The sequence below is a fragment of the Flavobacterium sp. CG_9.10 genome (assembly GCF_015752245.1).
Lineage (GTDB): Bacteria > Bacteroidota > Bacteroidia > Flavobacteriales > Flavobacteriaceae > Flavobacterium.
This window is the reverse complement of the sequence record NZ_JADOVD010000014.1, coordinates 54,220-79,079: the sequence shown is the minus strand read 5'-3', so window position 1 is coordinate 79,079 and position 24,860 is coordinate 54,220. Positions and strand designations below refer to the sequence as shown.

Genomic DNA, 24,860 nt, shown 5'->3' with positions numbered 1-24,860 from the left:
TTGTAAAATGTATGGTTTTTAAAAAAAGTAAAAAGCAGACCAAAAAAAATAAAACATAACAGATGAAATTTATAGTATCGAGTTCGTACTTATTGAAACAATTACAAGTTTTAGGTAACGTAATCAACAGTAGCAATACTTTACCTATTTTAGATAACTTTCTATTTGATTTAGATCAGAATGTATTGACAGTTTCTGCATCCGATTTAGAAACAACTATGTCAGCGGCATTAACTATAGATTCGACAAGCAAAGGAAGCGTTGCTGTTCCTGCAAAATTACTTTTGGAAATCCTTAAAACATTTCCTGAGCAGCCTTTAACTTTTACAGTAGAAGAAAACAGCACGATTGAAATCAGTTCTAATTCGGGAAAATACGCTTTGGCCTACGCGCCTGGCGATGAATTTCCTAAATCAGTAAACTTAGACGATCCTTCTGTAACGCTTGTTCCTGCCGATGTTTTAGCAACAGCAATCAGCAAAACTATATTTGCTGCCGGAAACGACGATTTACGTCCAGTAATGTCTGGTGTATTCTTTCAGTTTTCGCCACAAGGATTGACTTTTGTAGCTACTGATGCACACAAATTAGTAAAATATGCTCGTACCGATGTAGTAGCTTCTCAGGTGGCTGATTTTATTATGCCAAAGAAACCTTTGACTATCTTAAAAAATATTCTTGCGACTTCAGATGCTGAAGTAAAAATTGAATACAACGATTCGAATGCTACTTTCTCTTTTGATAACTACATTTTAATGTGCCGATTGATTGATGGAAAATATCCAAATTATGAAGCGGTTATTCCAAAAGAAAATCCAAATAAATTAATGATTGACCGTTCACAATTTTTGAACTCTGTTCGTCGTGTTGCTATTTTCTCTAACAAAACCACACACCAAATTCGTTTAAAAATCGCTGGAGCCGAATTGAATGTTTCTGCTGAAGATATCGACTATTCTAACAAGGCAGAAGAGAGATTGACTTGTGATTATCAAGGCGATGATATGCAAATAGGATATAACTCTCGTTTCCTTACGGAGATGTTGACTAATTTGCAATCTGATATGATTATGCTTGAAATGTCTTTGCCAAACAGAGCGGGAATCCTTACTCCTGTTGATGGATTAGAAGAAGGTGAAACGGTAACGATGCTTGTGATGCCAGTAATGCTAAATAGCTAACCACTATTTAGATTTAAAATACGCTATTAACCAAACCATTTTTATATTTAAAAAACCGTCTCGTTTAATTACGAGACGGTTTTTTTTTATTTTCTATACAGTACCCCTTTTTGTCATTCCGACGAAGGAGGAATCTCTATATGGGATTCCTCCTTCGTCGGAATGACAAACTTGGCTTATATATGTTAATCATACCAATTCTATTCCAGTAAATTAAAATGTATTTCGGTATAAAATATGGATTCTGATTTCTTAATACTTAATTCTTCTATCTTAATACTCATATCAAATCACCCCCATTTTCTTCATCAGGAAAGTGGCGCTTCTATTTTTACAAATTCCATCCCGAAGTTTGTAGTCAAAATGTAATTCATTATTTTGGATTTCGACTTCAAAACATTTATTGGTCAAGATGTTTGGATAATCATTTGTGGTCAGACAAACTTCTATATCATGCGTTGCAATGGCTCCAATAGCTTTTTTAGCAATTACTTTTTTGACTACTTCTATGGTTCCATTTCGTTTATCATCTGAATTGGTTCCTCGTAATATTTCGTCTAATAAAACAAAAGCAGGTCTTTCCTCCAATTCGTCCATAATTTGTTTCAAACGCTTTATTTCGGCAAAGAAATACGATTCACTATCCGATAAGGAATCAGATAATCGCATCGAAACTAAAACCGGCAAAGGATGCACATTGGCGCTGCTGGCACAAACTGGCGAACCCATTCCTGTCAATACCATATTAATTCCCAAACTGCGAAGAAAAGTGCTTTTACCAGACATATTTGAACCTGTCAAAATCATAAAGGATTGTGGATGAAAAGTGACCTCATTCCCTACTCTAGTTTTTTCATTTAGCAATGGATGACTCAGATTAGAGAACTCAATTTCGAAGTTGCTATTTATCACTGGAAAAATAAACTCTGGGTTATTATAAGATAGATTAGCCAAACTATTCAGCATTTCGAATTCACCAATCACTTCCAGCCAATCTTCCAGTGCTTCGGCATGATCTTTTTTCCACTGTATTAAAGCTTTTAAGACATGCAGGTTAAAGAGAAAAGTTCCATTGAATAATAATGCCGTCACAAAATTTCCAATACTGTCCATTTTTGAAAATAAAGCAGCCAATTGTTTCAAATGAACGCTGGCATTTTCTTTTTTAAAGGTCAGTTTTTGTTGCAAATCAACTAGTTTTTTAGATTGAAAAGTTTCGTTTTCGATTTTCCCAACCAGTAGACTATATTGATTGATGATTTTATCGACGTTCTCTGCATTCGCAATTTCAATGGCAATACGTTTATAAAACTTACCCATTACGGCTAAATTAAAAACAAATAAATAAGACAAATAGGATATAAAAACAGAATTTGAGCTCACTAAATATGCAATAAAAACTCCCAGAAAAAGAAGCGGTGAAGTATACGAAATCAACACAGTTGCTCTAGACAAAGGCGTACTTTCAAAGGTGCTCCATTTCAACAAAGTTTCATAACTCGATTGTGTATCCTGACTTATTTTGGCGAAAGCCAAGAACTGCTGACGCCAATCTAATTGATCCTTTAATTCTTTAATGGCATCATGATTTTTTAAGATATCTTCATTTGGCAAAAGCGTTAAAAGTTGTTTTGCCAGTGTCTTTTTTCCAATGAATGTCGCTGTTCTATTTAGATTTTGAAATAAAGAATGTTCTCCAAAAATATCTAAATCATAAGCATAAGGATGATGGAAATCATTAAATTCCTGTCCGTTTCCAAAAGGGATTTTTTTCCTTTCTAAATAAGATATTTCATTTTCATTAATTTCAATCAGTGCATTAAACATTTGTTTTTGAAAAGATAATTTTGAATGAAAACGCATTAAAAAAACAAATAATCCAAAAAGCAATACTGACAAAACAATCAAAACAATTTCGCTTGTTTTTAGATAGTAATAGATTGATATTAAAAAAAGTACAATAGAAATCAGCCTAAAGAAGCTAATGCTATTGTACTTTTTGTTGATTGTATCTAATTGAACTAAATAATTTTCTTTTTTTGCTTTGTAAATCTCCATTGTTATTTTTAGTGAAATACAAATGTAATGAATTTCAAAAATCAATAGTAAATTTAAAAATATCTTATTTCAGTACTAAATCTTAAATCAATCCCGAAGTATCGGGACGTTAATCTTCAATCAAAAATCAATCGATATGAATGGCCAAAATTGGAATATCAAAATTTGCCGCCATTTTTTTAGTGAAACTAGGTTTGAAAAGTCCTTCAAAAAAACCTCGTTTATAGGTTAACATTGTCAAAACATCGATCTCTTTGTACATGATAAAATCTAGTATGGTTTCCTTCACTTCATCACTATTAATAACAAAAAACTCAATAGGATCTTGCATGAATTCTGTTTCCCATTTCTCAATTGTTTCTTTAGAGACATCAGATTCATTTGTTTTCACGTAAAGACATTTTACTTTAGCGTTGGTTTTTTTAGCAATATCCAAAACTGTTTTTAGCGCTTTTTTATCTTTAGGTCTAAAGCGAGTCGTAAATCCGATAGTTTCAATTTTTTTGAATTTTGCTTCTAATGGCACGCATAACATAGGAACATCAATATTTGCTATTGCAGAACCAGTATTTGTACCCAAGAAAAAGGATTCCCAGCTAGTGGCACCGGAAGTACCCATTATTACAAAATCTATTTTATCTTCTTTAATGGATCTTTTAATATTAAACAGCAAATCACCATCCATAAGCCGATGAGATATTTTTATTTTGTCTAGATGACGTTTTTCTGCAATTGCACGAAGCTTTGGAATTTCCTCTTTAAACATATCAAATTGGGATAATTCAAGTGAATCATAAATGACAGCATAGTTTTCGGGAAAGAACTGATTATCAAATACAGGCAATTCAAATGAATGTAATAAAATGAGTTCGCCCTGAACTATTTTTGCAAATTCTAAAGCATGCACAAAAGCATTATTGGCCACTTCAGAAAAGTCGGTTGGGAAAAGAATTCTTTTCATTTTTGCATGTATTAAATTAGTTAATCTATCAAAGATACTGATAATAATCAACATATAACATGATAATTATCAGCTACCTACACCTTAAATTAAAGAAAAATAGTATTTTTATTCTACGCATTTACACTTCCGTTGACGTAACTGTATGAGCGTAATGGAATTGCCATTTATATCATTCAGGAATCGCGAGAAGAGGTATGTTGACATGAAAAGCTAATTTTTTTGAAAGACTGATTTGGAATAATTTTTCGAAGAAATTCTTATGATACACATGCATGGTAATCATATTAATTTTATGCAATTCAATAAAATCTAAAATAACACCTTCAACATCATCCTTTCTAATAGTATGCAAACTGCTATCGTGATCTTGGGTTATTTTTTTCCATTCTTCCATAAAAACATCGTTATCAGTTGCATGAGATGATTTTACATGCAGGCAATCAATATGCGCACCAAATACTTTGGCAAATTCAATTACTTTTTTTACTGTTTTGATATCTTCAAAATTGTATTTCGTAAGAAAAAGTATTTTTGCAATTGGATGGTATTTGCAATGTTCGGGAATGGCAAACACAATGGCTTTACTATTATTCATCACCTTTGTTGTTGCCGTGCCTAAAAAAGTTTCTTTTAAACCAGTTGCTCCTTTTGTCCCCATAACTACATAATCAATCATTTCTGAATTAATCATTTTAAGGACTTTATCCACCAAATTGCCATGATCTAAAACATTACTCATTTTAACATGCCCGAGATTGTTTTGCTCGGCAATGTTACGCAAAAGAGGAATTTCATCTTTATAATTCTCGAAATTTCCTAGCTCTGCAATATCATAAATTTCATTCAAACTGGCTGTTACAGTAATATAATCTATTTGAGGTAAATCATAAATATGCAAAGTAATGATCTCCCCCTTTATACTATCCGCTAATTTTAAAGCATAAATGAATGCATTAATCGATGCCTCCGAAAAGTCAATTGGAAAAAGAATTTTTTTCATCACACACAGTAATTAATTGCTAATCAATATTTTAAATAAATTTACAAAACAAAAACGACATATCTTAATTTGGTGTACTTTTAACTAAAATAAAATCAAGGATTTATAGTCGTATCTTGCGGGCTTATAAGTTTTACTTACTTTTGCATAAAATTGATTAAAAATATGATACCTCACGATTCCATAGTAGCATTAGCCACCCCTTCGGGAGCGGGCGCAGTCGCTATAATTAGGATTTCAGGCGAAGATGCAATTACCATTGGTAATACCGTTTTTCGTTCTATTAAAAACAAAGATTTAACTATCCAAAAAACACATACTTTACACTTAGGTCATATAATCGATGATACAAAAACCTTAGATGAAGTATTGGTTTCTATATTTAAAGGACCAAATTCTTATACGGGCGAAAATACAATCGAAATTTCCTGCCACGGTTCTACTTATATTCAGCAACAAATTATTCAGTTATTGCTACGAAAAGGCTGTCGAATGGCTGATCCAGGGGAGTTTACTCTCCGAGCCTTCCTAAACGGAAAATTAGATTTATCACAAGCCGAAGCTGTTGCCGATTTAATTTCATCGGATAATGAAGCGTCACACCAAATTGCGATGCAACAAATGCGTGGTGGCTTCTCGAATGAAATAGCGAAATTGAGGGAAGAGCTATTGAATTTTGCTTCGCTTATTGAACTCGAATTAGACTTTGCTGAAGAAGATGTGGAATTTGCCGACAGAACGCAATTTCATGAATTATTAAACCGAAATGAATTTGTCTTGAAAAGATTAATCGATTCATTTGCCGTTGGAAACGTAATCAAAAACGGAATTCCCGTTGCGATTGTGGGTGAACCCAATGTGGGGAAATCAACGCTTTTGAATGCTTTATTAAACGAAGAACGAGCCATCGTTTCTGAAATTGCTGGAACTACACGTGACACGATTGAAGACGAATTAGTAATTGGCGGTATTGGATTCCGATTCATAGATACCGCAGGAATTCGCGAAACCGAAGATATTGTTGAAAGTATTGGTATCCGTAAGACTTTCGAAAAAATTGAACAAGCGCAAGTAGTTCTTTATTTGTTTGAAAGTTTAAAGTTTAAAGTTCAAAGTTCAGAATATATAGTCGAAATTGAGAAGATTAAAAATCAATTTCCACTAAAACCATTGGTAGTGATTATCAATAAAATAGAATTATTATCTGATTTGGAGATTGCCGAAATCAAAAATAAGCTCCAGCCGCTGAATGTGATTCTTGAAATGATTTCTGCTAAAGAAAACATTGGTATCGACGATCTGAAAAATCAATTGCTATCATTCGTCAATACTGGCGCTCTACGCAATAATGAGACAATCATAACCAATACAAGACATTACGACTCTTTACTAAAAGCATTAGACGAGATACAAAAAGTAAAATACGGACTTGAAACCAACTTATCCAGCGATTTAATGGCATTAGATATTAAAGAAGCTTTGTATCATTTTGGAATGATTACAGGACAGGTTACTAATGATGAATTGCTAGGTAATATATTTGCTAATTTCTGTATTGGAAAGTAATCTTCTTTCTTTTATTACCTATACCCTTGTTTTTGTTGACTATATAACAAACATTCTTCTTTTGTTTGTTGCCCGATAACACTTTATTCGTTATATTTGTTGTTCTATTGTTGCCCCATGATTAATTTTGTTGCCCAAACACAATGGGCAACAAGCTCGGCCAAATGATGCTACCTATTGCTACATTTCGCTACATGATGCAACATAATGCAACACGTTATGAGTAGTAATATGGCTATCCCGAAAATCTGTTCTTATTGTGGTAAGACTTATATAGCCAAAACCACAATGACACGGTATTGTAGCCTAAAATGCAATTCCAGACACTACAAACAAAAAGTAAAAGACGATAAAATTCAATTATCGTTATTGCAACAACAGCAAACAATGCAAAGTTTGCAAACCTCGCAAACTGCAAACCCAGACTCACTTTCAAACAAAGGTTATTTATGCGTTCAAGATGCAGCCGAACTTATTGGCGTTAGCAGATGGACTATTAATAGGATGATTAAGCGTGGAGAACTACAAATACATAAGTTTGGTAGAAAGAAAATAATTGAGCGTTCACAGATAGATAAACTTTTTAATTAATGACATTATGAAAGTAACTTTAAGACAAAGGCAAAAAGGTAATAAAATAAGCTTGTACCTCGATTACTATAAAAATGGTAAAAGAGAATATGAATATTTAGGCCTTTACCTCATCCCGGAACCTGAAACAGGTAAATTAACGCAAGCTCAAAAAGACGAAAACAAAAAAATCCTTTCTTTGGCTGAAAGCATTCGTTCTAAAAGGCATTTGGAAATTCAAAACGGAATGTATGGTTTCAATGATCAAGAAAAGTTGAAAGGTCATTTTATTATCTATATGGAAACCCTTGCAGAAAAAAGAATGGAAAGTAAAGGAAACTATGATAATTGGGATAGCTCTATCAAGCATTTAAGAAAGCATTGTCCTAGAGATATTTCTTTCGGTCAATTAGATAGCAAGTTCGTTGAGGGCTTCAAAGAGTATTTAACTAAAACTGCCAAAACTCCAAGTAATAAAAATCTTTCTGACAATTCGGCTCACTCCTATTTCAATAAATTTAGAGCAGCATTGAAACAAGCTGTAAAAGATGGTATAATCAGAACCAATCCAGCAGAGAATGTCACTTGTTTACCCCAAGGCGATAGTCAAAGAGAATTTCTAACATTAGAAGAATTGCAAAAAATTATCAAAAACGAATGCGAAATACCAATACTAAAAACAGCTTTTATATTCAGTTGCCTTACCGGTTTAAGATGGTCAGATATCAACAAATTAGTTTGGTCAGAAATACAACATTCAAATGATTATGGTTGGTACATTCGTTTCAGACAAAAGAAAACCAAAGGCGCAGAAACATTACCAATGTCAGACCAAGCTCGTGATTTATTAAAAGAAATCGGAGAACCTGAAGAAAGAGTATTCAAAGGATTAAAATACAGTGCCTGGCACAACTTAAAATTACAGCAGTGGGTAATGAAAGGTAGCGTTAGCAAAACAATTACTTTTCATTGCGCTAGACACACTTATGCCACATTGCAATTAACTCTAGGAACTGATATATTTACGGTATCAAAATTATTAGGTCATAAAGACATCAGGACCACGCAAGTATATGCAAAAATAATTGACGAAAAGAAAATGGAAGCTGCTAACCGAATTAAACTTGATTTCTAATATGGAACTAACAATTTTTAAAAGCATTATTTATGGCGATTTAAAACCATGGACAAGTAATGCAGTCAATGAAAAATTCTATAGACAAAATTTATCTCCAAGCTTTATAAAACCTACGCACTCTATTAATGAGTACTACAAAGCATTAAAAGAGCTTCATAAAGACAAACCCAATTTATTTAAAGAAGATGGTTTAGAAATCTATTTAGCACAGCCAGACACTGATATTCATCAGGAAATACTATATCCATTAGTAAAAATATCTTTAGAAAATCCCACGACCTCAACCCAGAAGTTTTATCATTATCTTTTATCTAATGAAGCAACTCGATTAACTGATAGGGTTTTTAAAAGTATTAATAAAGACATTGAAGAAATTCAGAAAAAAGAAATTATTCAAAATGTAGTAAAATCGTGTAAAGATCTATTACTAAGAATTGGAACAGACCAAGAATCCTTTCCGAAAACAGAATTAACAAACTATGTAGTACCGCAACTTATTACTAACGTTATTCGTTTTCTAAAAGAAACCGAAAAACTTTACCCGCAATACCTGTACGATTTACCAGCTACCATAAACGAATTATTTGGAGAATTACTGCAACAACCCACTCTGGACATAAACATAGATAAAACAACTCCTGAATTTCAAACTGCTTACAATATTCTTTCAGGTATCGACAATTATACGTTTGAAAAAGACGCACGTTTCTCCTTTGGTTTCAATGGAGACAAGGAAAAATTAAAATCCGTACTAATAGCTTTGAACAGAAATATTGAGTTATTGAATGAAGATAGAACTTCAGTTGAAGATGTACTAAATGTTTTAACAAGCAAAGATTTGAAAAGAGGCGCTCCACTAATATACATTGGTTGTGAAACGCTAGAATTTGCATACATAGTAAAAAAGCTAGAACTGTCTTTCTCCAATTTCAAACCAACATCAATTGATAGTTCAAACCTGTTTTTTTCTAAAAAAGGAATCGAGATAAAGAAAGGTAGTTTATACAATGCGAATCAAAGAGAACCGTATAAAAAAGCAGATATTGACAATATATTCAACCAACTGTAAATAAAAACAGTTAGATGTGTTAGATATAAGAGTTAGATAGTATTATCTAACTAATTACCAGTGTGTTACGAAATAATTTAGCCCTCAGAAATGATTGTTAAATCACTTAAAACGTAACACTATGAGTAACGAAAACTTAATTTTAGAAAAGCTCGAAAAATTGGAGCAAAGGATCGGGGAACAAAACCTCTTGATGAAAGAAGTACTTAACTTCAATGATGCCTGCAGCTATTTAGATATTAGCGCATCACACCTCTACAAATTGACCAGTCAGAAATCAATTCCGCATTTCTGTCCACAAGGAAAAAAATTGTATTTCAATCGTACCGAATTAGACGAATGGTTACAGCGTAACCGTCAATCGTCAACGGACGAAATCGAAACTATGGCAGCCAACTATTTACTAACTAATAAAAGGAAATAGGATGCCATACTACACTCCCTCCGAAGAAATGCTGGATAAAATTCATTCACGCATTAGCGAATTGGCTTTGAATGTAAAAACAAAACAGCATCTAGAACCCCAAGATGTTTTTTTCGACAATCAAGAATTCCTGCAATTGATGAATATCAGTAAGCGTACCGCTCAAGTTTGGCGTGACTCTGGTTATATCGGTTATTCCCAAATGGGCAATAAAATATATTACCGCTTGACAGACATTCAAGACTTATTAAACGAGAACTATAACCCGAAGAAAAAATGAGTGAAGTAGCAAACAACAAGCTGATGGTCAGTGTGTATCAAAACTTCGGGACAAAGTTAGAAGATAGAAGTCTCATTGAAGTACTTCAGGAAATCAAATCCGAAAAACACCAAAGTGAAATCAATTCTATCCGATACGCATTACACAAAGGAGATGAGAAAGCAGCTGATAAAATCAAAAGCGGATTAATTGGATTTACAATGTCTGGCACCTATGGAACAAGCAGAACCAAAGCGAACCTCCTCTCCTATTCTCAAGTAATCGGATTAGACTTCGACCATATTCCAGTGACAGAACTCGGCTCATTAGTGTCATTAATTAACGAATGCGATTACACTTTCGCTTCGTTTATTAGCCCTAGTGGCGAAGGAATTAAAGTATTCATTAAAATCAACTCCAATGCAACACAACACACTATTGCTTACAATCAAGTGGCAACTTTTTACAAGAACCTTTCAGCTTATGATTTTGATCCAAAATGCAAAGACATTACCCGATTGTGTTTTGTTTCTTCTGATACAGAAACTTATGTAAATGAAACAGCTGCAATCTTTGAAGTTCAGGAAGAAGTAAAAAAACTTCCAAAAGTGCAAAAATTGGAAACCGCAAACTTCGAATCAACAGACACTTTATTAGACAAATGCCTAAAATTCACGGAACAAAAAGAACAATATACCAACGGAAACAGAAACAATTTCATTCATCTATTTGCGTCTAATGCCAATCGCTTTGGAATAAACGAAGCCGATACGCTGGACTATTGTATTACTAATTTCGATTTAGACGAAAAAGAAATAAAAACCACAATAAACAGCGCATATAAAAACCAAAGTTCAGATTTTGCGAAGTTTGCCGAGTTTGCAAGGATGCAAACTGATGAGATTGTGAAGAAAGAAACTTCAAATACAAAACCAATTATAGAAGAAGAAGATTATTTAAAAAAAACTCCTATAATTCCGCAATCAGTATATGATAATTTACCTCCAATATTATTTGAAAGCTGTCAAGTATTCAAAGAGTCGAGAGAAAAAGATGTTTTTCTTACAGGTGCATTAGCCATTCTTTCGGGTTGTTTACCTAATGTTTCTGGTTTGTATAGTGGTAGTGTCGTTTATCCAAGTTTATTTTCTTTCATATTAGCACCAGCCGCATCAGGAAAAGGAGCATTGAAATTTGCTAAAGCGTTAGCCGATAAATACCATAGTAATCTATTAGAAGAATCAAAAGAAGCTCGAAAAATATACGAAGAAAAATTGGCAGCTTACAAAATGTTAAAAGGCAAAAATAAATTAGAAGGAAATCAAGAAATGCCACTAGAGCCAAAATTCAAAGTGGTTTATATTCCAGCAAATACAAGTAATGCAAAAATAATTCAGCATTTAGATTGGAATGAAGGAAAAGGGATTATTTGCGAAACAGAAGCCGATACTTTAGGACAAACTTTTAAAAATGATTGGGGTTCCTATTCTGACATGCTTCGAAAATCCTTCCATCACGAAAAAATTTCAGTGAGTCGCAAAACGGATGCAGAATTTGTAGAAGTAAACGAACCGCAACTTTCAGTAGCACTATCAGGCACACCAAAACAAGTCTTTAATATCATTGCATCAGCAGAAGATGGTTTGTTTAGTCGCTTTATTTTTTATGTGTTCAAAACAGATGCTGTTTGGTTAGATCCATCACCCAAGGGCAATCCAGTTAATTTAACGGAATATTTCAAAACACAATCCAATCAAGTATTTAAAATGGTTCAATTCTTCGAAAGAGACGAAATGATTTTATTATTAACTGATGAACAATGGGATAGATTCAATCCTATTTTTAGCGACTACTTAGTACAAATAAGCACTTTTGTTAGTGATGATGCTCAAAGTGTAGTAAAGCGCTTAGGAATCATTTTATTTCGCTTGTGTATGATATTTACAGCCATGAGAAAGTTTGACACAAAGGATCATCACAAAGAAGTGTATTGTTCTGATATTGATTTTGAAACAGCATTAACGCTTATAAAAACCTATTTGCAACATAGTATCATTATGTTCGAAAACTTGCCAAAACTAGAAGAAGGCGGTGTTTTTAAATCAGGACAAAACAAAAAATTATTTTTTGATGCACTACCACAACGGTTTACTCGTGGCGAAGCAATTGAATTGGCTAAGAATTTCAATATAGCCGAGAGAACAGTAGGAACCTTTCTTAAATCTTGCCTAGGCAAATACTTACAACAACCTGAATATGGGGTTTATGAAAAAACAGCTCCATAAATAGATATTATCAAATAGTATTGTTATCATTAGATTTTAAAAAAAGTTTAATTATTCATACATTGCATCTTTTTATAACAGACCAAGTAAAGTCCAAAAAAAATAATAGAACATAGATACATATTTACAAACAAGCCAAAGTGAAAACTATGCTTGATGTTGTAAAAAAAATCTAAGCAGAAACGAAATAACACCCTAGTAGAAGTCAAAAATTTTAAAATATGCCAAATAATATAGATAAATATCTAAACAAAGTAATTCAAGGTGATTGTCTTAATGAAATGAAAAACTTACCTGATAAAAGCATAGATATGATCTTATGCGATTTACCGTATGGCACTACACAAAATAAGTGGGATTCAGTAATTGACCTTAAAAAGCTATGGAAAGAATATCACAGAATAGTAAAAGACAACGGAGCAATTGTATTGACTTCGCAAGGAATATTTACAGCTAAATTAATTCTAAGTAATGAAAAGGATTTTAGATACAAAGTAGTGTGGATTAAATCAAAGGCTACAAATTTTCTTAACGCAAAAAAACAACCATTAAGAAAACACGAAGATATTTGTGTATTCTACAAAAAGCAACCAAATTACACTCCTCAAATGTCGGATGGCGAAGCATATGATAAAGGATACAGGAAAGACCAGTTAACTGGCAGTTATGGAGATTTTAAATCAAATCACGTTAAAAGCAATGGTAGTAGGTATCCAACTGATGTTATAGCTTATGAAGAGCAAGAAATCGATGATTTTGTTTATGTTAAAACTGCCGAATCAGAAGGAACTGTGTTTCATCCAACTCAAAAACCAATTGAATTGGGAAGGTATTTAATACGCACATTCACAAAACCTGGAGATGTAATTCTTGACAATGCTTGTGGAAGTGGAAGTTTTCTACTTTCAGCAATTCTTGAAAACAGAAATTTTATTGGAATTGAAAAAAATGAAGATGTTTTGTTACATAAAGTTAAAGAAGTTGATTACATTAAAATTTGCATGGACAGAATTCAAGAAACTTTAAAAAGAAACGAGGTAGAAAAAACAACCTTGCGTTTATTTAACGAACCTATTGCAAAATATCATACATTAAACTATAAAATTAAAGTTTTGAATGGCGAAAGTTACATATAATGAAAGAAGTTGGGCTATCGATGTCATAAGTGAAATTAATGTTTTTTTAGCTACTAAAAGTTGGCATTTTAAAGGAGCTGGTGGAGAAAGTACTATTAGTAACAACAAGAAAAGTCTTTTTCCAGACGTGCTAATTTTTAAAGACCAAACGAAGGATATTATTGTTCAAGGTTGGGAATTAAAAATGCCTGACACCCTAATAAATGATGCTGAATTGATAAGTAATGCAATCAAAAAAGCAAAAATTCTTCAAAGGGATAGTTTCATTTTATGGAATGTAAAAAGTGCTGTATTGTACTGTAAAAAAGGAGAAGGTTTTGAGATTTTAAAAACTTGGGATGATATTAATATAAATTCTCGCATTGAAGTTAAACCAAATGAAAATATATGGAAGCATTTACTTTTTCAAATTCTTGATGACCTCAACACTTTTTTTGAATCAGGTCAAATAAAAGAAGTAACTTCAAAAGAGATTCTTTCCATTGAAGAAATTATTGATGTCATATTAGAAAACACCTTAAATACAGCGGAAGAAATTAAAAGTAAATCTCGTAGAAATGGCGTGTTAGATGCAGAAGTAAATGCTTGGTGGAATTCTTCATCAAATGAATATGGTTACAATTCAACTCAAACTGAACATAAATTACCGACTTTATCTATGATTGTGCTAACAGATTGGGTTTTTAAAATTGTGTTTGCACATATTTTAAAAAGACATTTTAATGAAGCTCGACAAATTGATAATATTAAAAGTATAACCACAATTAATGATGCTTTATCAATCATTGTTTCAATTTCTGAAAACTGTAATTTTTGGAATATTTTAAGCCCTAACCTAGCTCAAGAGTATATTTCTGAAATAGCTTGGAATCAAATAACTGAATTAAATCAATTTCTATTCACAATTAATATTGATGCCATTGATATTGAAATATTGCATCAACTATTACAAAGTTCTGTTGTATCTGCAAAGCGAAAAGTAGCAGGACAATTTTCTACACCTAAAAATTTAGCAGATATACTAACCCGTTTAACTATTAATGATAAAACCAAAATAGTAATTGACCCTTGCTGTGGTACGGGAACTATAATCAAACAAGCATATCAATTGAAAGAAGAATACGAATTGACTCAAGATGAAATTCTAAATAGTATTTGGGCTTCTGACAAGCATTCTTTCCCTATCCAATTATCTACATTATCAATGGCAAAGCCATCTAATATTGGTAGAATCATAAATATTTTTAACTCTGATGTAATCAGTCTATCAGAAGGAAAAATAATAAATTTTAAAAATCCAAATAATGGTGAAATAGTAGAAAAATTATTTCCAAAAATTGATTATGTTGTTTCCAATTTACCTTTCATTAAAAACAAAGAGATGAAGGTTTTAAATCCAGATATCGTTGAAATAAACAATTGGATTCAAGAACAAACTGAAACAACTGATTCTTTGAGTGGTAAAAGCGATATTTTTGCATACATTCCTTTTTATTTACATCAATTTTTATCAGACGACGGCAAAATAGGATTGATTTTATCTAATGCTTGGTTAGGAACTGATTATGGAGAAATATTCTTAGATATTTTACAAAATTTCTTCAAAATTGAATATGTTGTAATATCTGGTAAAGGAAAATGGTTCGATAATGCAGATGTAGTTACTACAATTTTAGTAGCTTCAAAAAAAGACCCCTCATTAGAGACAAATATTAATAATGAAATATCATTTTGTACCTTAAATCAAGAATTAGATAAAATTAATGACATCAAAACTTTATGCGAAAATATCATTTTATGTAGTCCATCAGAAAATGTAACAATCAACAAATACACAGTAAATGAAATACGTAGTTTTGAGGATTTTGGTATTCCTTGGTCAGGCTATTTTTCAGATTTAAGTTGGGTAAATCACGTTTCAGACAAATTTATTAATACAAATGAAATTTTTCATTTCACTAGAGGAGAAAGACGTGGTTGGAATCCAATGTTTTATCCCGCATCTGGACATAATATAGAACAAGCTTATATAAAGCCTATTTTAAAACATTTGAGAAATACTACAAATTTGGAATGTGTTTCAAATGCCGAGGCGTTTTGTTGCTCGAAAAGTATCATTGAACTCGAAGCATTAGGACACACAGGAGCATTAGCTTGGATAAGGTCATTTGAAAATCAAAGAAATGGGACAAACAAACCTTTACCCGAAGTACTTGCTAAACCGAATATGTATTGGTATGAAATGACTACAGATAATATGGCGGATTTTGTTGCAAATGTAAATTATGATAAAAGTTTATTTATTGCCAAATTTGAAAACCGTTCTTTTATTGACCAAAGAATGATTGGATTTTCTGTAATAGAAGAATTTCAAACCGAAAATAAATTATTGTATTTAGCTCTTCTTAACTCTACAGTCAATATGTTTTGGATAGAAAGTTTTGGATTTGGCAGAGGATTAGGAGCATTAGATTTAAGAGCGACTAAATTTGAGAGAGATTTTAAAATTCTTAACCCAAACTTGCTATCTGAAGAACAAAAAACTGAAATTATTGAAGCTTTTATTCCAATAATTACAAGAAACAGACTACCTCTTGAACAAGAAATTGAATTAGAGGACAGAATCAATTTTGAAAATACATTAATGGGGATTTATGGAATTTTAGAATATTATGATCCGATTAAGAATTCATTAAAGCAATTGTATAGAATTAGATTTGCTGTAAAAGACTAACGATATGAATTACAAAGAAATACCAGACATTACTTTAAAAATGATTCTTGATATTGGAATATTAAGAATTGGTACAAGAGTATATGCTTACACTGATAATAAAATAACTGGTACTCTGGACAAAGAAGGTGCGATAACACTAGATTTAGAAAACGAAACTAAAATTTTTCCTTTTCCAAGCGGGGCGGCTAGAGCAATAACTAAGACGAGTGTAAATGGCTGGAAATTTTGGAGAGTTTTGGAAAATGGACATTATAATGAGTTGAGTTATTATAAAGAAAAATATAAACTAAATAAAAACCAAACTTAAAAATCTGAAAGTTAAAAATAGTAAGTTTAACATCTAAATGTTAATTTAGAATAAATATGAAAGCAAACGAATTACCTATAATTACCTTCTTACAAGCAGTTAATGTACAATTTGTCATTCCAGTTTACCAACGAAATTACGATTGGAAAAATGCAGAATGTAAAGAATTGCTTAATGATATAATATCGGTTGAAACAGAGGATAGAGGAACACATTTTATCGGGAGTATTGTGTTTGTTCATGAAGGAACTTATAGTACTAGTGAAGTAAAAGAATTAGTTATTATAGATGGTCAACAACGATTAACGACAATCAATATTTTATATGTGGCCTTGTATCGTTTTGCTAAAGAAAACAGTAAAACACAAGATGCTGAAAGATTGTACAATATGTTTTTGACCAATCAATACGTTCAAAACGAATCCAGTAAATTAAAACTAAAACAAACAGATACAAATTCATTGGCTTTTAAAGCGATAATGCTGGGAACACAAAATGAATTTGTAACATTCTCAAATGTGATTGAGAATTACAACTATTTTAGAAGTGTTATCAACGAAGATAATTTTGATATAATTCTAAGAGGCTTAAATCGTTTAATCTTTGTCGAGATCTCATTAGAAAGAGACAAAGACGATCCACAACGTATTTTTGAGAGTTTAAATTCAACAGGTTTAGATTTATCACAATCGGATTTGATTCGTAATTTCATTTTAATGGATTTACCGCCAAAAGACCAAAATAGGATTTTTGAAACTATATGGAATCCAATAGAAGAAAATGCAAAAGACATTGTAAAACAAAGTTCGTTAGTTTCAGAGTTCATAAGAGATTACTTGACACTTCGCAACAAGAAAATACCAAATAAAAATAAAGTGTATGCAGAGTTTAAAAGCTTGTATTCAAACAAAAAAGAAGATGCCTATCACCAGGAATTAGAAAACATAAAATCATTATCCGTTCACTATAAAAAACTGGTAAATCCATCCACGGTTTCAGACACAAACATCAGAAAGGAATTAGAATACATCAACCGTTTAGAAATAAATGTAGCCTACCCTTTTTTATTACAAGTATTTGAGGATGCAGAAAACGGTTTACTAAGCAAAGAGGATTTAATAAAAGTCCTTAAACTGATTCAAAGCTATGCTTGGAGAAGGTTTGTAGTTGGTTTACCAACCAATGCCTTAAATAAGATATTTATGAGCCTGTATGCAGAGGTCGATACAGAGGAATATCATGATTCTATTGCTAAAGTCCTGCTCAAAAAGAAAGGAAGTGCCAAATTCCCTACCAATGAAGATTTAAAAACGGCATTAAAGGATAAGGATTTGTATAACACCCAACCTAAAAACAGAAACTATCTATTTGAAATGTTGGAGAACTACAACAATAGAGAATATGTAAATACCAACAATGAAAACATTACAATAGAACATATTTTCCCACGAAATCCAAATGAAGTTTGGAGTACAGATTTATCATCAGAAGAGTATTTTTCATTTAAGGAAAAACATTTAAACACAATAGGAAACCTGACCCTTTCTGGAAATAATGGTGCGCTAAGTAACAAATCTTTCTTGGCCAAAAAGGAAATGAATAATGACGGTGGAGAACAAGGTTATAACTACAGCAGATTGTGGTTAAACTCTTATTTGAAATCATTGGACAGTTGGAATAGTACCAATTACGAAGAACGATTAAATATTATTTACGAACGATTTTTAAAAATTTGGGAATACCCTAACGTGGTATTTTTTGATAGTGATGATACAACAGAAGAACAAAATATTTATGACGTTGAAAGTCCAAAGAATAAAAAATTGGAATACTTCATCTTTGAAAATACTAAGATAGAAGAAGATACTATTGCTCAAATGTATTTTTATGTAATCAGAAATTTATACGAAAAGAATTCACAATTATTAGTAAATTATAATAATGGATTTAAAATCTCAAGAGAACCTAATGATTTTAGAGCAGCTCAAGAAGCAGTTAATGGTTGGTTTGTTGAAGCAAATCTAAACAATGATGGAAAATTTGTTGTTTTAAAAAGGTTACTTATTTTGTTTGGAATGGAAGATGAATTATCAATCAAATATGTTTCAGTAACAGAAAACGAATCAGAACCGAATCGTTTTAATGTTAGAAAAAAATATTGGCAACAATTATTACCATTAATAAAGGATACTACCCTATTTTCAAATGTAAATCCTTCAAAAGACCATTGGCTATCTACAGGAGCCGGAACTGCAGGTGTTTCTTATACATTTGTAATTACTAAATCGTATGCAAGAATTGAATTATCCATTCTTACTTCGAATAAGGAAACAAACAAAATCTACTTCAAAAAATTACTTAAAAACAAAGAAGCAATAGAACAAATATTTGGTTGCGCCTTAGTTTGGGAGGAATTACCAGAAAACAAAATGTGTAGAATAAAAATAGAAGAACAAGGACTTAATTTGTTCAATGAATCCGATTGGGAAGGAATGAATAATTTTATGGTTTATAATCTTCCAAAATTTGAAAACGCATTAAGTCCCTTTATTAAAAATTTGAGGTAAACCGTAAAATTATAAACTGTAAAATGATTTTATTTGAATAAAGTTTAGAATAGCATAACGTATCAGTATTATTTGGATAAAACATTTAAAATTTGGAAAATCTTAAAATTAACATCATCCCATTCGAACATCCAGTAAAAGAACTTGAAATAGGTTTTTACAAACAAGATAAAAAAGGCTTCTATGCGCTTTGGAAAGGAGAATATCCGCAATCTTTTTGGGATGATTTTAATGACGAAATGCAAAATTGTGATAAACTGTACACAAACTTCAAAGACACCTTAAATTGCGATTATAAAGCAACAGTAGATTTTACTAAAAATACAAGGTTAGCAGCCCATTATTACACTAGATTGATTTATGATTATTTTGAAACAGTAGCCGATGTGGTAAAAATCAGTTTTGTAAAAGACATACAAATTTGGTTTAAGGATGGAGCCAAAACAACGGCTGTTTACACTTCGTACAAATGTTTTACCGTAAAAGTTCAATTCAAGAAAGTTACTGCATTCCCTGAATTATTGATATCCTATGATGGCAATACAACAGTATATAACAAGTCATTAGCAGAATTAGATAACTTCCCTCCAGAACTAATTAACCTCGTTAAATTCAATAAACAAGTAGTTAAATATGAATTTGCAGAAGATGCCGTAAAACAACATATTGAAGAGTTGTACCCCATACTTTCAAATACGATTAGAAATTATCTTAAAATTGATCGTCCACCATTTACAAGAGGTAATAAATATCTTCCTTACTATAAAAACATAAATGATTTATATGATATTTACTTGAACTCTAAAGAATTTAGAGCAATAATACCGCTTCTAAATGAAGGCTTTTATCAAGTACCACAACACCATATTCATAAAACCTCTTTTAATTCAAACAAACTACGTTTCTTTAACGGTACAGATATTGTTCCTCATAACGGGATGAAAAATATAGGACCATATAAAGCAAGTCCACATAAAAATGTTGAGTTTTTTTTTATTTATCATAAACCAGATAGGAACTTTGCTGTAAAAACGCTTTTTACCTATTTTACTGAAGGTTACAAATCTCCCGAAGGACACCTCTATTTTAAACCACTCAAAACCTATATCAAACAACCTTTTCTAATAAATGATGGCACAAGTATTTCATTTGATAATACAGAAACGGCATTAAGTGTTGTTAAGCAAGGTTTACTAAATCTTGAAAAAAAGCCCAACACAAAGTACGTAGCAATTTATGTAACACCAGTTCACAAAACAGAAACGGATCTTCAGAAAAAAATGCTTTATTATCAAGTTAAAGAAGAGTTATTAAAACACGATATAAGTTCACAAGTAATCTATAAAGAAAACATTGGCCATAAAGATTTTAGCTTCTACTTACCAAACATTGCAATTGCATTATTAGCTAAAATAGATGGTATTCCGTGGCGCTTAGACAGAGATACTAAAGAAGAATTAATAGTTGGTGTAGGTGCTTTTACTTCATTAAATCACAATATTAAATATGTAGCAAGTGCCTTTTGTTTCAATAATAATGGGGAGTTTAAAGGTTTTGATTGTTTCAAAGCAAATCAAACCGATTTATTAGCAGGAACTATTGGAAAGCAAATATTAAAATATGTTGTAGATAATGGAGAAAGTGCAAAAAGGCTAATTATTCATTTCTACAAAAAGATAAGCAATAAAGAGTTAGAGCCTATTATGGCGATGCTGAACAAATTGAAATTAAACATCCCTGTTGTCATAGTTACAATTAATAAAACAACATCAGAAGATAATGTTGCTTTCGACCTCAGTAGTACTAATTTAATGCCTATTAGTGGTACTTATCTAAAAATCGGTTGGGATCAATATTTATTGTTCAATAATGTAAGATATAAAGCAGTTGATGTTGTTAATGACAATCCGTTTCCTATCAAACTTTCCTTTTCTTCAACAGTAGAAAATTATTTTGATGATAGAACAGTTATAGAAGAATTAATAGATCAGGTATATCAATTCAGTCGTATGTATTGGAAATCAGTAAAACAACAAAACTTACCGGTAACCATAAAATACCCTGAAATGGCAGCAGAAATATTTCCTTTCTTTGAAGGAGATAAACTACCTGATTTTGGAAAAAATAACCTTTGGTTTTTGTAAACTCATAATTAAAAGAGAATGATATTTATATTTATTATAGTGGTAATTTTAGTAGTTACTTTAATCATATACATTGTAAGAGAAGCAAGATTAAAAAGTGAAGAACTTGAGCGAAAAAGAATTGCAGCAGAAAATTTAAGGTTAAAAAAGATAGCAGAACTTGCAGAACTTCATAAAAATAAAAAAAACAAACTCAATCCTTTATTACTAAAAATAGAGGATTATAACAATGCATTATCTTTATTTATAGAAAATCCAAAATTTATATCCAATTACGATTTATTTATATTCAAAGAATTTCATAATCCTTTATATAAGAGTATTAATTCTATTGACTACAGAAACTTACCAAACTATGATAAAGAACTTAAAACTATTAATTTATACTTATCAAATTTCAATAACCTAGAAAATAGTATTCAAAACAGAAATAAAGAATATGTTACAAAAGAACTAAAAGATTCCGATGCAATCCTAAGCAATATAGAAGGTAAATCGCTCGATAACCAGCAAAGGAAAGCAGTTGTAATAGACGAAGACAATAACCTAATTATTGCTGGTGCTGGTTCAGGAAAAACTACAACCATTGCAGGTAAAGTCCAATATCTAACTGAAAGATTAAAAATAGATAAAAGTAAAATTCTATTGATTTCTTTTACACGCAAATCAGCAGATGATATGAGTGATAGAATACGCAATAAAATGAAAATTGATTTATCTGTAAAAACATTTCACAAACTAGGAAAAGATATTATTGCCGAAGTAAATAATGAAGCACCGGAAGTGTTGGATTTAAAAAAAATTGATATTAAGTCATTAATTCAATCTTTCATTAATAACTCAAAAACCGATAACAAATATCACACTAAACTTCTAGATTTTTTAGCATATTATTTAAAACCATACAAATCTCTTGAAGAATTTAATACTGATGGTGAACATAATGATTATTTAAAAGAGCAAAAACTTGAAGGATATAAAATTATCAATACTACTACGAGAGACGGTGTTCTTATCAAATACCGTGAAAAATTCAAAAGTCAAGAAGAAGTTCTAATCGCTAACTTTTTATTCAGAAACCAAATTGAATATAAATATGAAGAAAAATACCAATATAAAACCGCAAGTAAAATGTTTGGACAATATAAGCCAGACTTCTATTTGCCAAAATATGATATTTATATAGAGCATTTTGGTATTGATAAAAATGGTAAAGTTCCCAATTGGTTTAAAGGCGATGCAACAAAAACTGCTCAAGAAAAATATTCCGAAGGTATGGAATGGAAAAGAACAGAACATTTTACAAACAATACTACTCTTATTGAAACTTACTCCTGGGAACAAAAAGAAGGCTATTTACTAAACAGCCTTACTGATAAATTAGCTAAACACAATGTTGTTTTATATCCAATTTCTGATGATGGTTTATGGGATTATTTAAAAGAAAATATTCCCGAAGATATTGATGTTTTCACTCAACTAATCAATACCTTTTTAGCACTTTTTAAATCCAATAATGAGAAAATAATAACATTGGAGTCCAAAGCTGTAAAAGATAATGATGTTAGAGCTACTAATTTTTTAGAATTATTTGAGCCTATTTATAAAAACTATCAAAATTACTTAGAAGAAAACGATGAAATAGATTTTAGTGATATGATTAATTTAGCTACTGAAACAGTTAAAAACAATCAATATACTTCTCCTTACGAATATATTATTATTGATGAATTTCAAGATATTTCAAAATCACGATCTCAGTTAATAAAAGCATTACTAAACCAAAATCCATCAACTAAATTATTTTGTGTGGGTGATGATTGGCAATCAATTTATCGTTTTGCAGGAAGTGACATCGGAATATTCACTGGTTTTGAAGAATATTTTAAAACTTCAACTTTAACTGATTTCAATCGAAAAACGAATACTTCGTATATCGAGCAAACATATAGATTTGATAATAAACTGATTGATGTTTCTAGCAATTTCATTCTTAAGAATCCCAATCAAATTGAGAAATCTCTTAAATCAAATAAAAAAAGTGATGTTGATGCAATTACATTTCATAAGTATGTTGATGCCGACAAAAAAGGAAGCAATCAATACATTGCACTTGACAAAGTAATTAGTCAAATTATCAAAAACAATCCCGAAGAAAAGACTTCTATATTACTTTTAGGTCGTTATGATTTCGAAAACAAATGTTTAGAAAAATTAAATTATATTTCTAAAAAATATGTTAGTAAAAATAAACGCTACGAATACCATCATAATGACAATGATTTAATAAACTTGAGTTTTATGACAGTTCACTCCGCCAAAGGATTAGAAGCGGATTATGTCATAATACTAAATGGTAATTCAGGCACTTATGGTTTTCCTTCTGAAATATCAGACGACCCATTATTAAATTTTTTATTATCAAAAGCAGATCAATTCCCGAATGGAGAAGAAAGACGTTTGTTTTATGTAGCATTAACTAGAGCAAAAAAACACGTTCATATTCTATCAAGCATAGAATATCCCTCGAAATTCGTCAATGAAATTAAAGAAAATGAACCTATTACTGCTATAAAATGCGATTGGTGTGACAATGGTAAACTTATCGAAAGAAAAGGTCCTTACGGTTATTTTTATTCCTGCAATAACAATAGTTATTGTAATTATACAAGAAAAATAAATACAGAAGATTTTACAACTCTAGCAAAAACCTTTTCGGACAATAAGGAATATAAAAAAGCTATTGAATACTTAAATAAAACAATAGAACTTAATAATGCAGCTCCACAAATCCATTTCGATTTAGCAAGGGCTTATGATCAAAGCAATCAATTAAAAGAAGCTATTAACCATTATAATATTTCAATAAATAAGGATAACAACTATGCTAATTCTTATTATTGGAGAGGTAGTGCTTATTATGATTTACAAGAGTATGAACAAGCCATTAGTAGTTGGATATATTTCAATAAATTAAAACCAAATTCCAACTCTATCAATTATTGGTTAGCACAAGCATATTTTAAAACAAGTCATTTTATAAAAGCTATTGACTCAATTAATAACGAAATAACATTTAATCCAGATAATAAAGATGCAATTACTTCCAAAATAGAATGTTTAGCTATTTTAAGAAATAAATATTCGAATGGTGAGCATAGAGTAACTACGAATGATTATGATACAATTAAAGGATATATCCAATTAGCAATAGAATTTGATATAAATATAAAATTCAATTACCACAAATCAGTTCAGTTTGAAGGAGGTGTAGAAAGTTTAAGAACAATAAAGCCTACTGGCTTTAAAACAATTGGTCAATACAATTCATTCTGCGTTTATGGATATTGCTACTTACGCCAAGAAGAAAGAACATTCAATATAGACCGTATTTCTAACCTAGTAATAAATCCTAATAAAATAGAGGTCTGGTCAGAAAACTAGTAATTACATCA

Annotated in this window: 17 protein-coding genes; 14 read left to right on the top strand and 3 right to left on the bottom strand. The window is 31.1% G+C overall.

The window, feature by feature from the left end:
* Positions 1-62: 62 nt before the first annotated feature.
* Positions 63-1,181, top strand: coding sequence for a DNA polymerase III subunit beta (gene dnaN / locus IWX84_RS12505; protein ID WP_196851096.1), 1,119 nt, complete (start codon positions 63-65; stop codon positions 1,179-1,181).
* A 285-nt stretch (positions 1,182-1,466) separates the two neighbouring features.
* Here dnaN and IWX84_RS12500 read toward each other — a convergent pair whose 3' ends face one another.
* The 3 genes from IWX84_RS12500 to IWX84_RS12490 form a co-directional block, all read right to left on the bottom strand.
* Complete coding sequence (locus IWX84_RS12500; RefSeq protein WP_196851095.1) at positions 1,467-3,239, bottom strand: MutS-related protein; 1,773 nt, start codon at positions 3,237-3,239, stop codon at positions 1,467-1,469.
* A gap of 127 nt (positions 3,240-3,366) precedes the next feature.
* The gene (locus IWX84_RS12495; protein WP_196851094.1) at positions 3,367-4,200 is read right to left on the bottom strand and encodes a universal stress protein; all 834 of its coding nucleotides are present in this window, start codon (positions 4,198-4,200) and stop codon (positions 3,367-3,369) included.
* A 172-nt stretch (positions 4,201-4,372) separates the two neighbouring features.
* Positions 4,373-5,203 (bottom strand): universal stress protein, encoded by an 831-nt coding sequence (locus IWX84_RS12490; RefSeq protein ID WP_196851093.1) that lies wholly within the window; start codon positions 5,201-5,203, stop codon positions 4,373-4,375.
* Positions 5,204-5,368: 165 nt separating this feature from the next.
* On the opposite strand from IWX84_RS12490, the gene mnmE reads away from it, so the two are divergent.
* The 13 genes from mnmE to IWX84_RS12425 all read left to right on the top strand — a co-directional run bounded on the left by mnmE (position 5,369) and on the right by IWX84_RS12425 (position 24,849).
* A complete protein-coding gene (gene mnmE, locus IWX84_RS12485) occupies positions 5,369-6,769 on the top strand; it encodes a tRNA uridine-5-carboxymethylaminomethyl(34) synthesis GTPase MnmE (protein ID WP_196851092.1) in 1,401 nt (466 codons plus the stop codon).
* A 207-nt stretch (positions 6,770-6,976) separates the two neighbouring features.
* Positions 6,977-7,360 carry a helix-turn-helix domain-containing protein gene (locus tag IWX84_RS12480; RefSeq protein ID WP_196851091.1) on the top strand — a complete coding sequence of 128 codons (384 nt, stop codon included), beginning with the start codon at positions 6,977-6,979 and terminating at the stop codon, positions 7,358-7,360.
* A gap of 7 nt (positions 7,361-7,367) precedes the next feature.
* Entirely contained in the window at positions 7,368-8,474 is a 1,107-nt protein-coding gene (locus tag IWX84_RS12475) for a site-specific integrase (protein ID WP_196851090.1), read from the top strand.
* 1 nt (position 8,475) lies between these two features.
* Complete coding sequence (locus IWX84_RS12470; RefSeq protein WP_196851089.1) at positions 8,476-9,546, top strand: DUF6617 family protein; 1,071 nt, start codon at positions 8,476-8,478, stop codon at positions 9,544-9,546.
* A 121-nt stretch (positions 9,547-9,667) separates the two neighbouring features.
* Positions 9,668-9,970: a helix-turn-helix domain-containing protein gene (locus IWX84_RS12465; protein ID WP_196851088.1), complete on the top strand. Its 303-nt coding sequence runs from the start codon at positions 9,668-9,670 to the stop codon at positions 9,968-9,970.
* Between the two features lies 1 nt (position 9,971).
* Positions 9,972-10,250: a helix-turn-helix domain-containing protein gene (locus tag IWX84_RS12460; RefSeq protein WP_196851087.1), complete on the top strand. Its 279-nt coding sequence runs from the start codon at positions 9,972-9,974 to the stop codon at positions 10,248-10,250.
* Complete coding sequence (locus tag IWX84_RS12455) at positions 10,247-12,514, top strand: DUF3987 domain-containing protein (protein ID WP_196851086.1); 2,268 nt, start codon at positions 10,247-10,249, stop codon at positions 12,512-12,514. Before IWX84_RS12460 ends, IWX84_RS12455 begins: the two co-directional genes overlap by 4 nt.
* A gap of 221 nt (positions 12,515-12,735) precedes the next feature.
* Entirely contained in the window at positions 12,736-13,650 is a 915-nt protein-coding gene (locus IWX84_RS12450; RefSeq protein ID WP_196851085.1) for a DNA-methyltransferase, read from the top strand.
* 127 nt (positions 13,651-13,777) lie between these two features.
* Entirely contained in the window at positions 13,778-16,384 is a 2,607-nt protein-coding gene (locus IWX84_RS12445; RefSeq protein WP_196851084.1) for an N-6 DNA methylase, read from the top strand.
* 4 nt (positions 16,385-16,388) lie between these two features.
* Entirely contained in the window at positions 16,389-16,694 is a 306-nt protein-coding gene (locus IWX84_RS12440) for a hypothetical protein (protein ID WP_196851083.1), read from the top strand.
* A 56-nt stretch (positions 16,695-16,750) separates the two neighbouring features.
* Positions 16,751-19,261: a DUF4268 domain-containing protein gene (locus IWX84_RS12435; RefSeq protein ID WP_196851082.1), complete on the top strand. Its 2,511-nt coding sequence runs from the start codon at positions 16,751-16,753 to the stop codon at positions 19,259-19,261.
* 92 nt (positions 19,262-19,353) lie between these two features.
* The gene (locus tag IWX84_RS12430; RefSeq protein WP_196851081.1) at positions 19,354-21,405 is read left to right on the top strand and encodes a Piwi domain-containing protein; all 2,052 of its coding nucleotides are present in this window, start codon (positions 19,354-19,356) and stop codon (positions 21,403-21,405) included.
* Positions 21,406-21,423: 18 nt separating this feature from the next.
* A complete protein-coding gene (locus tag IWX84_RS12425; protein ID WP_196851080.1) occupies positions 21,424-24,849 on the top strand; it encodes a UvrD-helicase domain-containing protein in 3,426 nt (1,141 codons plus the stop codon).
* The last annotated feature ends 11 nt before the right edge of the window (positions 24,850-24,860 follow it).